Annotated in this window: 15 protein-coding genes; 6 read left to right on the plus strand and 9 right to left on the minus strand. The window is 64.4% G+C overall.

What is annotated here, in order from left to right; translation table 11 throughout:
* The 5 genes from VNW74_RS13905 to VNW74_RS13925 form a co-directional block, all read right to left on the minus strand.
* Nucleotides 1-535, minus strand: a 535-nt coding sequence (locus tag VNW74_RS13905) for a hypothetical protein (protein ID WP_325677726.1), incomplete at its 3' end; no start/stop codon positions are given.
* 71 nt (nucleotides 536-606) lie between these two features.
* The gene (locus VNW74_RS13910; RefSeq protein ID WP_325677728.1) at nucleotides 607-1,143 is read right to left on the minus strand and encodes a GNAT family N-acetyltransferase; all 537 of its coding nucleotides are present in this window, start codon (nucleotides 1,141-1,143) and stop codon (nucleotides 607-609) included.
* Nucleotides 1,144-1,157: 14 nt separating this feature from the next.
* Entirely contained in the window at nucleotides 1,158-1,664 is a 507-nt protein-coding gene (locus VNW74_RS13915) for a hypothetical protein (protein WP_325677730.1), read from the minus strand.
* 54 nt (nucleotides 1,665-1,718) lie between these two features.
* Nucleotides 1,719-2,462, minus strand: a complete 744-nt coding sequence (locus VNW74_RS13920) for a Clp protease N-terminal domain-containing protein (protein WP_325677732.1) — start codon at nucleotides 2,460-2,462, stop codon at nucleotides 1,719-1,721.
* Nucleotides 2,463-2,525: 63 nt separating this feature from the next.
* On the minus strand, nucleotides 2,526-3,011 hold the full coding sequence (locus VNW74_RS13925) for a polyketide cyclase (protein ID WP_325677734.1): 486 nt from the start codon (nucleotides 3,009-3,011) through the stop codon (nucleotides 2,526-2,528).
* A gap of 18 nt (nucleotides 3,012-3,029) precedes the next feature.
* On the opposite strand from VNW74_RS13925, the gene VNW74_RS13930 reads away from it, so the two are divergent.
* The 4 genes from VNW74_RS13930 to VNW74_RS13945 all read left to right on the plus strand — a co-directional run bounded on the left by VNW74_RS13930 (nucleotide 3,030) and on the right by VNW74_RS13945 (nucleotide 5,977).
* Entirely contained in the window at nucleotides 3,030-3,500 is a 471-nt protein-coding gene (locus tag VNW74_RS13930) for a DUF732 domain-containing protein (protein WP_325677736.1), read from the plus strand.
* A gap of 106 nt (nucleotides 3,501-3,606) precedes the next feature.
* Nucleotides 3,607-4,128, plus strand: coding sequence for a hypothetical protein (locus VNW74_RS13935; RefSeq protein ID WP_325677738.1), 522 nt, complete (start codon nucleotides 3,607-3,609; stop codon nucleotides 4,126-4,128).
* A gap of 143 nt (nucleotides 4,129-4,271) precedes the next feature.
* Nucleotides 4,272-5,438 (plus strand): alpha-hydroxy-acid oxidizing protein, encoded by a 1,167-nt coding sequence (locus VNW74_RS13940; RefSeq protein WP_325677740.1) that lies wholly within the window; start codon nucleotides 4,272-4,274, stop codon nucleotides 5,436-5,438.
* A 221-nt stretch (nucleotides 5,439-5,659) separates the two neighbouring features.
* On the plus strand, nucleotides 5,660-5,977 hold the full coding sequence (locus VNW74_RS13945) for a hypothetical protein (RefSeq protein ID WP_325677742.1): 318 nt from the start codon (nucleotides 5,660-5,662) through the stop codon (nucleotides 5,975-5,977).
* A gap of 228 nt (nucleotides 5,978-6,205) precedes the next feature.
* Here VNW74_RS13945 and VNW74_RS13950 read toward each other — a convergent pair whose 3' ends face one another.
* Nucleotides 6,206-6,577, minus strand: coding sequence for a DUF732 domain-containing protein (locus VNW74_RS13950; protein ID WP_325677744.1), 372 nt, complete (start codon nucleotides 6,575-6,577; stop codon nucleotides 6,206-6,208).
* Nucleotides 6,578-6,712: 135 nt separating this feature from the next.
* Between VNW74_RS13950 and VNW74_RS13955 the strand changes: the two genes are divergently transcribed.
* Nucleotides 6,713-7,171: a hypothetical protein gene (locus VNW74_RS13955; RefSeq protein WP_325677746.1), complete on the plus strand. Its 459-nt coding sequence runs from the start codon at nucleotides 6,713-6,715 to the stop codon at nucleotides 7,169-7,171.
* A gap of 630 nt (nucleotides 7,172-7,801) precedes the next feature.
* On the opposite strand, the gene VNW74_RS13960 is transcribed toward VNW74_RS13955, so the two are convergent.
* From VNW74_RS13960 to VNW74_RS13970, 3 genes are all read right to left on the minus strand, one after another.
* A complete protein-coding gene (locus VNW74_RS13960) occupies nucleotides 7,802-8,098 on the minus strand; it encodes a hypothetical protein (protein ID WP_325677748.1) in 297 nt (98 codons plus the stop codon).
* A gap of 31 nt (nucleotides 8,099-8,129) precedes the next feature.
* Nucleotides 8,130-8,354, minus strand: a complete 225-nt coding sequence (locus tag VNW74_RS13965) for a hypothetical protein (protein WP_325677750.1) — start codon at nucleotides 8,352-8,354, stop codon at nucleotides 8,130-8,132.
* Between the two features lie 687 nt (nucleotides 8,355-9,041).
* Complete coding sequence (locus tag VNW74_RS13970; protein ID WP_325677752.1) at nucleotides 9,042-9,746, minus strand: alpha/beta fold hydrolase; 705 nt, start codon at nucleotides 9,744-9,746, stop codon at nucleotides 9,042-9,044.
* Nucleotides 9,747-10,085: 339 nt separating this feature from the next.
* Here VNW74_RS13970 and VNW74_RS13975 point away from each other — a divergent pair.
* The coding region (locus tag VNW74_RS13975; RefSeq protein WP_325677754.1) for a hypothetical protein at nucleotides 10,086-10,282 on the plus strand (197 nt) is incomplete at its 3' end.

Below are 10,282 nucleotides of genomic sequence, written 5' to 3' on the forward strand. Positions count from 1 at the left end.
GTCCGCCTCCGCCGGGTGCGCCGCCGGGCCCGCCGGGTCCGCCTCCGCCGGGTGCGCCGCCGGGCCCGCCGGGTCCGCCTCCGCCGGGTCCGCCGCCGGGCCCGCCGGGTCCGCCTCCGCCGGGTCCGCCGGGTCCGCCTCCGCCGGGTCCGCCGCCGGGTCCGCCGGGGTGGTCACCACCGCCGGGTCCGCCGCCTGGTCCGCCGGGGTGGTCACCACCGCCGGGTCCGCCGCCTGGTCCACCAGGTCCACCGGGGAGACCAGGGCCGGCGGGGTTGCCAGGGCTCCCCGGCCCGCCATGGTGACCAAGATGATGTCCCGGTATGTCGGGTGCAGGCAGTGGCAAAACCGGGTTGTTGTGGCAGCGGTTCCAGTCGGAATTCGGACCCCACGCCGGATCCCAGGAATCGCCCGGGCACCACTGCGGGAACGGCCCAGGCTGAGCCTGAGCCTGATCGGCCGCTAGCAAGCCGACCCATGCCAAGCCCGCGACCACTATCGCTGTTGCCGCTGCAGAACGCGAAAAACCCTTCATGCCTCCTTATTACTTAGGCTAACTGTATATAGACATCAGGGTTGCCACCAGGAAGCTGTGCGCTCAGCTGACTAGGCTGCCAACGGTCGGACCATGACATAGTCGCTTTCGGTGCGACCACCCAATTGAAATGTTCTGGTGCCGTTGACGGTAAAGCCGCATTTTTTGTAAAAACGTTGTGCGCGAATATTTTTCTGATTAACGCCCAGCCATACGCAGCCGCCGCCCCAGTCGGCGGCGGCCGCGAGCGCGGCGTCCATCAGTGCCGTCGATACGCCCGAGCCGTGATTATCCGGCAGCACGTACATCTTCGAAAGCTCCACGGCGGGTCGAGCCCGCACGACTCGCTGTACGTCGGGATCGTCGCCGACGCCGCGAATCAACATGGCGTAACCGACAATTCGACCATCCTGACTGGCGGTGAGGATCAACCGCTGCGGATCGGACAGATATTCGGCGAAGCGTACGGCGGACAGGTTGGCATCGACGAACGCCGCGATGTTCGCGGGCGTGACCGACGGCGGACACGCCAGCGGAAAGGTCCGCGCGGCGGCCCCGGCCAACTCGGCGATGTCGACGGAATCCGCCGTGGCGATGCGCACCGCCAAAAGCGGGTCCGCGGCTATAGGTTCCACTGCGCCAAGTGATAACCCGTCTTCTTGTCCAGCAGCACGACGGTGGAGACCGGATCGCGGTATGCCTCCCAGTACACGCCACCGCGGACGATCGAGCCCGTCGGTGCGTTGGCTAGCGCGGCGTCCAGCGCGTCGGGTGCGTCGGACGCGCGCGACTTGTAGGCGTCGCCGAATGGGGTGACCCCGTCGAAGGTGAAGTCGGTGAGCATCTGGTACGGGGTCGGCACCCTGACCGCGTGGATCGCCACGTCCGCGCGCATCACCGCGCTGTTCGGGAAGCTCTTGACCGGGATGCCCACGCGGTTGTAGCCGAACCCGGGCGGCGGGTCGACCGGTTGGACGCTGCTGACCGTGACGTCGGCGATGTATTTTCCGGTGTCGACGCGCAACGTGTCACCGAGGTGGCCGATCGGAGCGTCGCCGGCCGATGCGCGCGGAACCCCGACCAGGGTGGCGGCGATAACGGTGACCAAGACAACCAGGCAGCGGCGCATCATTCTCCTCCGGGCCGGCCTCTATGACTCTCGCATGATGGCACACCACGACGGCTAGGTCGCCTGTTTCTTACCGGCTACCAGAGATTCCAGCACGGCGGCCAGATCGGTCTCGACGCGGTCCTTGTCTATGCCCGCCCGGTGCAGCGGTCCGCTGCCGTCTTCCAGTTCGAGCAGCGCGAGCAGCAGATGCTCGGTGCCGATGTAGTTGTGGCCCAAGCGAAGTGCCTCGCGGAAGGTGAGCTCGAGTGCTTTGCGTGCCATACCGCTGAACGGGACCAGCTGCGGCGGGTTGTCGACGCCCGAAGGCAGTGTGATTGCTGCACGAACAGATTCGGGGTCGACCTGCTGCGCGGTGAGCAGTTTGGTAGCCAGCGCATCCGGATCGCTCAGCAGACCCAGCAATAGGTGGTCGGGGGTGATCTCGCCGTTGTGGGCCCCATGCGCGGCGTTTTGCGCGGCGACGACGACGTTGCGGGCCCGCGGGGTGAAGCGGTCGAATCCTTGGTTGGGGTCGAGTGAAGTGGCCTCGGCCCGCAACACGAACCGCTTCTGCGCGGCTTGCTTGGTGACGCCCATGCTCTTGCCGATGTCGGTCCAGGAGGCTCCCGATCGGCGGGCCTGATCGACGAAGTGCCCGATGAGGTGGTCGGCGACCTCGCCGAGGTGTTCGGCGGCCAAGACGGCGTCGCTGAGCTGGTCCAGCACGTCGGTGTGCACCTGTTTGATCGCATCGATCAGCTCGTCGAGTCGGATGGGATGGATGGTTGCTTTCACCCCAGGAGTGGAGTCTGTCATTTCGTCAACGTTAGGTTGACGGCAGCCGATCGTCAACTATGGGTTGACGCTGGTCCGGAGAGCTCAGCCCTTTGAGTAGCCGCGGCGCACGGTCCGATCCAAGATGCCCAGCGTGGCCCGCAATGCGAGTTCGGAAATCACCGGAAAAATTCCGGCCTCGCGCCACTTGTCGTCAATCTGGGACCAGTCGTAGAACGATGTGACGAGCGTGCCCTCACCATGCTCATCAGGTTCGAGGCGGTAGCCGTACACGTGGCCGATCTGAGGCCGGATCTGCCCCAGAACCGTCCACGAGATCAGCCGGTCGGGCTCGAAGTCGCGAATACTGACGGTGACGTCGTACTTGCCCAGTTCCGGAAAGTCGTTGAGCGAGTCACGGTCCATATGAACGACGAAGCTGTCGCCCGCGGCGGCGACGGCCCCGCCCTCCGCGTCCTGCAACATCCCGGATGAGTCGATGGCGACATGACCCTGCGGATCGCAGAGCACTGCGAAGATGTCGGTTGGGGGAGCGGCGATTTTACGTTGAACTTCGATTTTCTCGGCCACGGTTCTGATCTTGGCAGGATGACTGCGGCTATGTGGCGTTTCTCGGGTCCGCGGGGCAGCTACCACAGCCGCGCCGACGTGAGCGATGATGAAGCGATGAAACGCGTGCTGATGCTGTTCGGCATCACCGCGGCGCTGGGTGTGGGCGTGCCGGCGCACGCCGACCCGGGCAGCCCCAATCCGGGCGTTGACGCGAGCTTCCTGGACGCGCTTAACAAGGCGGGCATCAGCTTTAACAACGGATCCGAAGCGGTCAACGCGGGCAAGACCGCGTGCGGGCTAATGGGCCAAGGCCAGCCCGAGCTTGACGTCATCCAGCATGTGACCGAGCAGAACCCCGGAATCAGCACCACCAGCGCTGCGAAGTTCACCGCGATCGCGGCCAGCGCCTACTGTCCGCAATTCCTGCAACGCGCCAGCGACAACGGCGGGGCCACCACCGAGCCGCCACCGGACCGAGTGGGCATATCGGGCGGACGGCGCGAGTAGCGTCGTTGCCGCACAACCACTTACAGCATCGGCGGCATGTCGACCAAGAAGTTGCCGTTCTCGTATTCACCAGTGTCGGCGCGCAGGCGCTTGTAATCTCCATCCAATGATCCGCGCGAGACGGCCAGTAATCGTCTCTGTTGCCTTCGCTATTGGCACGCTCGTCGGATGCACCCCCGGCTATACGGCCCCCGCCGTATTCACAGTGACCAATGATGCGGTCGCCAAGGTGGTCGAGCAAGTGATCGCCGCCGACAAAGAGGCGAGGCAACTGGATGGTCCTATCAGCGTGCACTGCGACAACGAGAAAAGTTGTCAGATTGCCTACACCATCGGCGATCCGTTAGGGGGCACGAGCGGCATGGATGACGTTGAGATGATCGAGCCCACCCGCCAGATATGGAAGACGCTGTTCGCGGACCCTCAGTTTCAGTCGGGCACGGTCGTCGTCAGCGGCGCGATGACATCGGTGGGTGGCACGAGTTCGACCGGCGTCTACTACATGCTTACCTGCGATCGTCGGGCGGCGGCGGAGATCGATTGGGACAAGGTGGACGGGAAAGGACTGCGCACCGTGTGCAGGTACTCGCCGGAGCTCAGGGGGCTGCCAGGGACGCCTGCCTCTTAGCGTGGGGTTTCCGCGGGCAACGTTGTTGATGGCGACAACAATGCGTCGCTAATTGGCGCATGAGGCACATCGACAGGCGTATGCACCCCTTCAAGTATTGACGTCGTCCGGACCGAAGGCTGAGCAGTTAAGGGAGCGCATCCATGCCAAGCGAGCATTACGGCGATTACCAGATGGAGATCTATCTGGACGGTCTGCACGGGAAGCTGCCGCGATTTCCGGTCGATCATGAGTCGTTAGAGGCTGCGGCGGTCGAGGTGCTGCCCTCGTGGATCTACTCCTATGTCGGATACGGTGCGGGCGACGGACGCACCCAGCAGGCCAACGTCGACGCCTTCGGACGGTACGCGATCGTGCCGCGGATGCTGGTTGCTCCGACCGAACGGGACCTGTCGGTGTCGTTGTTCGACATGCAGCTGCCCACCCCGCTGTTTATGCCGCCGGTGGGTGTCGTCGGGGTGTGCTCGCAGGACATGCACGGCGATATCGCGGCGGCCAAAGCCTCTGCAATAACCGGGGTTCCGATGGTGGCGTCGACGTTGACGCAGGACCGGATGGAAGATGTCCGCCCGCACTCCCTTGACACCCCGAACATCTTTCAGCTCTACACCGCCAACGATAAGGAGCTCGCGCGTAGCTTCTTGCGCCGCGCCGAGCAGTCCGACTATAAGGCCGTCGCCATCACGTTGGACACGTGGATCACGGGCTGGCGACCGCACGATCTGAACATGGCGAATTTCCCGCAATTGCGCGGCTATTGCCTGCAGAACTACTTCACCGACGAGGTCTTTCGGGCGCGGCTGTCCAAGACGCCGGAGGAAGATCCCGCGGCGGCCGCCCTGGAGTGGGCGAAGGTCTTTGGCCATCCCGTGCGGTGGGAGGATTTGAGCTGGCTGCGCGAATCGACGACGTTGCCGATCTTGCTCAAGGGCATTCTGCACCCCGACGATGTGCGTAAAGCTCGCGATCACGGTGTCGACGGCATCTACTGCTCAAATCACGGCGGCCGCCAGGCCAATGGTGGGCTGCCATCTTTAGACGCCCTGCCGGCGGTGGTCAAAGCGGCTGAGGGCCTGCCGGTGCTGTTCGATTCAGGCGTCCGCAGTGGTTCCGATGTCGCCAAGGCGTTGGCGTTGGGGGCAACCGCGGTCGGCATCGGCCGCACCTACCTCTACGCCCTCGCTATCGGCGGAGTTGACGGTCTGGTGTCCCAATTACGTTCAGTACTCGCAGAACTGGACTTGCTCATGGCCGTCGACGGCTTCCCCAGCATTGCCGACCTCCGGGCGGCCGGCGCAGAGCGCATCTGATCGGGCACGTCCCGAGTTCGGCGCCTTAGTCTGCTGCGCCGCGCCTGGTGCCCGGCGGCGTCAAGTCCCAGGCCGAGCTGTGTCACTTCGCCGTCCGACTTTCCGCCATCGTGAAATGGGTCACGATGGCCCCGGATCGGGCAGCCTTTCTATCGCTCATGCGTTCATAGACGGCAACGGCCACTAAATCGGACGGTGACCTCAGGGCTAGCGAGGCTGACATGCGACAGACCACCAGCAGCGGACACCGCGATGGGCGCCACCACGCAAAGACCATGATTTCTCTCTTCGCCGCAGCGGGTGCGTTGACTGCCGCGTTCGCGTTCGCCGCACCCGCGCAGGCCGCTTCCGTCGATTCCCGTTTGGACGTCTGCGCAGCACTGCGGAATGGGACGAGCCTCGGCTCCATCGAAGCGTCTCTTGAGGCCCGCGGCTACAGCGCAACCAGCGCCGGCGTCCTGACCGGCACCACCATTCGCCAGCAGTGCCCGGACCAGACCGCCAATGCGATGGCGCAAGCGCACCGGGCAGGCGCATAAAGGCCCAACAGCGCCGGCGGAGTGTCGGACATTTGCGCTCTTCCTCGGTTAGTGACCTCGGCGAGATGCGCGAACAGCTTGGCGACCGTCTGCTTTCCAGCAGCATGCCGTACGGCCATTCTTGAGGAGGAACGGCTGGAAATCGGCGCAATGACGGGATCGGCGAGCAGATTGGTGACTGCAGTCGCCGGAACCCGGGACGACGGAAACAGGTCCGTCGACGGCCGTCTATGCGGGGGGAGACACTGGTGGGGGTTGCTCGCCCCCGCCGGTGTTGCTGGCGCGTTGCAAAAATTGCGGACAGTAGGCGCTCGCCGCGATCGCGGTGAACTGAGCGCCCCTGGTCATGTTCAAGCCTGGATTCTGCCTTGTCACGTGCTGGATGACGTCAAGTTCCGGCTGCCCTCGCTCCATCATCCCGCATGCCGCCTTACCGTCCTTGACGGCGCCCGACCGGCTTAGGACGGTGATGCCGGCTTTGGTGAGCGCATCGAGGAAACTCGCATCGAGGTTCGGATCGGAGCTGCCCGGGGCGGCATGCGCAGGCGGGGCCATGCCCAGTGCGGCGGCCATGCCTAGCACCGCCAGGGGACGTCTCATCGCACCATCATCGCGCACGTCGGCGCCCTTGTCGCGGTCGCCGGCGTCGTCTCTGTGGTCGGGGCCACGACCGCTTCTGTTTCGGCTCACGAGGCGGTGCAGATCCGAGGACGTGCCGGCCATAGCCTTGAATCCATGCCCGACATCGAAGAAACACCAGCCCTAAAGGAATTCCGCCGCAGCCTTTTCGGAAACAGCGCGCCCGGCGAGACAATGCCAGCGGCCTACGTGCTGCAACTGCGCCGCCTCACCGATACTGCAGAGGCAACACTCGGCATCAAGCACAGCTCGACCGCCCGCACCGCGTTCTGGGTGACCGGTCGCGTTCTCGGTCAGTTGACCTGCACCGGGGCGAGCGATTCCGATGCCGAGGTCAAGGGCTGGGTGCTTCGCCTGGACCATATCGGCCACATCGACGTCGAAGTAAAAATCGAATGCGATGAGGCCCTTCAAGACGTGGGCAGGTCGGGCCGCGTCCTGAAGGTCGACGGAAACTCGCTCCTGAGCGCGGCACCGAGCATGTCGGATCCCGACAAGCTGGCGGAGATCGAGGCTTTCATCGATGCGGTGCTGGCCGCGCACGCGGCTGCTTAGTAGTTGCGGGCGCCGGGCAGAGACGCCGACGAGGACGCCGAAGAGTGCGAAGAGATTGTGACCTCCCACCCGTCGCGGGGCTTTGCCGCGAGCCTTCCTCGGCGATGGGCGGGTTCGCCGTACCGGCCCATCCGCGGACGGAGCGGCGCCGAACTAACAGAGACGGATGCGGACACCGGTAGAGACCTGGTGCTGGGGGCGTGGGCTTATCTTTCGGCCCGCGGCTGACGCCCGCAGCTGGGACGTCGGCCGCCCGCCGGTGAAATAACAAGCACCGGCGCGGCGGCCGATCGTGAATAGCGAACGGAGTTGAGCATGGAAGGCCGACTAGCGGCCGATCACGGCGGCCCTTTCTGTGATGGTGGGGGCGCCCGCCAAATCTGCTCCTGGGCCTCCCATCTGGCGAGATCGAGACCGACGCTCACAAGTGCGGCGGTCACAAGGAGGCCGCTGACCACTGACAGCACGACAGGCATGGCTCACATCATCTGCGCGGATATCATCCCCGCATATTCCGAGAAATCCTCGAGTTGGTCCGCAGCAGCCAGTAAAAACGCCGCGACCTCGCGCGCATCGAGCGCCGACAACAAAATGTTCCGATTGATCCGAATATGCCGGCAGACCCGGGCGTCAGCTCCGTGTTTCATTCTCGTCGACGACATCCACGACCGCGCCCCACGGAGACCTGACGAACAATTCACCAATGCCGTCCTGGGCAGCGTCGGGGTCTTCCTCGATGGGCTCGTCGAGCGTGACGCGGTAAACAGAGAAATCAGGATGTCTTGCGGCGATCCCGCGCGCTACATCAAGCCGGGTTGTCGCGTACGTGTATTCCTTGCCATCGAGCGGGTCTAGCGTACGGGTAGCGGCGTCTCCGGGATTAAGGTCGCGCACATCAGCCCGGTAGTAGGCCGTGTCAGTGCTCACCTGGTCGGCCCTCCGTCCGTCGGGTACGTCGTCAATGCCCGAACCCAGATTGCCAGCCATCCGCGATCTGCTCGGCCTCCTCGAGCGTTGCCGCCAGGCGCGGCTTATTGACCTTGGCGGAGAAAAGAGCGGCCCCATCGGATAGTGCGACGGCCCACTGCCCATCGGACTGCTTAGAGATGATGTAGCGGCGCTTACCGCTCTCCGCTACGTACGTGCTCTCACTCTCCTCGACCCACTCCAACTGCTCGCTCATGCCGTTCATTAAACCGCCGTGCTGCAATGCCTACCTTCCCGGGTATGGCTGACATCTTCGAGCGGTATGGCGTGGAGAACGGGAACGCTCGGGTGGGGGTTGGTGGTGGTGTTCATGGTGCGTCAGGTCCTCGGGGTGTGTTTTATCCGCACATCCCGGAAGTCTCTGGGTAGTAGGTTGAGGCGGTGGAGCGCGCGCGGCCCGGTAAGTTGCGGTTCGGCGTGTTCCTGACGTGCGGGGTCGTGCTGCTCGTCTCCGCGGGGTTCAGGATGCGCAGCGCATCGCGCGAACCCCGCTAGCCCGGAGGGGTTGGACGTGTTGACCTTGTCGCTGGTGACGGTTCTTGCGTCGTTTGGAACTAGACGGATAAGACCTGGGCATCACTTCGGAGGGGTCGGGACGGCCCTCGGGGCCGCTGCCCTCTTGAAAGTCGGCGTCGGGGTAATCCTCCTGGTGGCCATCGTCGCTGGGGCCATCTGGCTGTACCGCCGCGCTAAGCGCCGGTAGCGGGCTCGGGCCGCGAAGCAGTCAGATTGGCCACCAACAACGGCGCCAACTGACGTGGCGGCGGCAGGCGTCAAACCTGCACCTTTCTTCAGGCAAGGGCGCCAAGACGGCCGGATCCGCTTAGGGCCCGAGCACGACCTGCGCCGGCCGCCGCCGCAACGGGTCTGAATGGGCGGTGAACTACTTCCCAGCCACGCGGAGCAACACGTCAGCAACAGCTGCCGGTCGTGAAAGGAACGGTGAATGACTTCCTGGAAGCTCGACCAGTTCTGCGCCCAGCCTGTCGCGGGCTATCCGCTCTGCCCACTCCCGGCCAAGCACACGGTCCTCGCTGCATATCACGGAAGTACACGGGACAGAGGGAAATTGGGCCAGCGAGAACGGCAAGGTGGCAGAGTACATCGACTGCGGACGCAACTGCCCGAAGGCCGTTTGGACGACAGTGTCGTCACAATCGGCGCAGGCCCATTCCCGGAACAATGCGAGATCCACGAACCTCATGCGGAGTTGCGCATCGGGTTCAGTGCACCCCGCGTGATAACCCAAGTCCGCCATCTCCGGCTCGTCGGCCAGTTGACCGTAGACGCTCTTGCCAACCTCCGGGACCACGGCACACAGGTACACCAAGTGCCGCACCGGCCGACGAGCCGCAACCAACGGAATCGTCAAACCGCCAAACGAGTGCCCCACAACCACCACATCGTCGCCATACCCGTCCAGGGAAGCGCACACCACATCCGCATAGTCTTCGAAGCTCGCCGAGCCGTCCTCAATCGGCAAGTCCATCGCGACTACCTCATGTCCCGCCTGACGCAGAAGCGGAGCCAAACTCTCCCAACACCACGCACCATGAAAGGCGCCATGCACGAGAACGAACGTCGCCATGCGGCAAGCGTAATGATGATGCCCGACCTCGCTGGCCGAAATTGCCAGCCCCCGGCGCTCGCCCGGCAATCACGCCGATAGTGGCAGCGCCAACTGAGACCGTTTCACCGGGTATCGACAGCCCCAATGTAGTTGTGCCGCCAAGGACTTCGGCAAGTCCTCTGCCTGCGGGTGGTGGTGTCGGGTCGGCGCCGGCTGGACCGGCCGTCACCACCATGGCCACCACGGCCGCGGCGGCCACAACGATGCTTCTCGGTCGCGTCAAAAAACCGTCAAGAAATGCGGTTATTCCGTCCGGAATTTGTCCGGTTCTGCTACCGACCCCTTGCGAGCTGCGTTATGGATTACATGATCCTCAAAACGATAGTTCCCTGCATCGCGGCCGCCACGATTGCCTTGGCGGCACCGGCCTACGCCGACGACGGCAAAACGGTGTGCGTTTCGATGGGCAACGGCATGACCCACGCCCAGGCGAACTGCCCGCAAGTCCCTGGGAGGCACCAGCAAGCCCCCGGGACATACGACGGCCACGTGCT

The organism is Mycobacterium sp., from assembly GCF_035570115.1.
Lineage (GTDB): Bacteria > Actinomycetota > Actinomycetes > Mycobacteriales > Mycobacteriaceae > Mycobacterium.

Coding starts and splice junctions, on each gene's coding strand:
- VNW74_RS13945 (WP_325677742.1), top strand. CDS start 5,660: ATGCGACAGACCACCAGCAGCGGACACCGCGATGGGCGCCACCACGCA.
- VNW74_RS13920 (WP_325677732.1), bottom strand. CDS start 2,462: ATGACAGACTCCACTCCTGGGGTGAAAGCAACCATCCATCCCATCCGA.
- VNW74_RS13915 (WP_325677730.1), bottom strand. CDS start 1,664: ATGCGCCGCTGCCTGGTTGTCTTGGTCACCGTTATCGCCGCCACCCTG.
- VNW74_RS13930 (WP_325677736.1), top strand. CDS start 3,030: ATGACTGCGGCTATGTGGCGTTTCTCGGGTCCGCGGGGCAGCTACCAC.
- VNW74_RS13940 (WP_325677740.1), top strand. CDS start 4,272: ATGCCAAGCGAGCATTACGGCGATTACCAGATGGAGATCTATCTGGAC.
- VNW74_RS13965 (WP_325677750.1), bottom strand. CDS start 8,354: ATGAGCGAGCAGTTGGAGTGGGTCGAGGAGAGTGAGAGCACGTACGTA.
- VNW74_RS13935 (WP_325677738.1), top strand. CDS start 3,607: ATGATCCGCGCGAGACGGCCAGTAATCGTCTCTGTTGCCTTCGCTATT.
- VNW74_RS13970 (WP_325677752.1), bottom strand. CDS start 9,746: ATGGCGACGTTCGTTCTCGTGCATGGCGCCTTTCATGGTGCGTGGTGT.
- VNW74_RS13955 (WP_325677746.1), top strand. CDS start 6,713: ATGCCCGACATCGAAGAAACACCAGCCCTAAAGGAATTCCGCCGCAGC.
- VNW74_RS13950 (WP_325677744.1), bottom strand. CDS start 6,577: ATGAGACGTCCCCTGGCGGTGCTAGGCATGGCCGCCGCACTGGGCATG.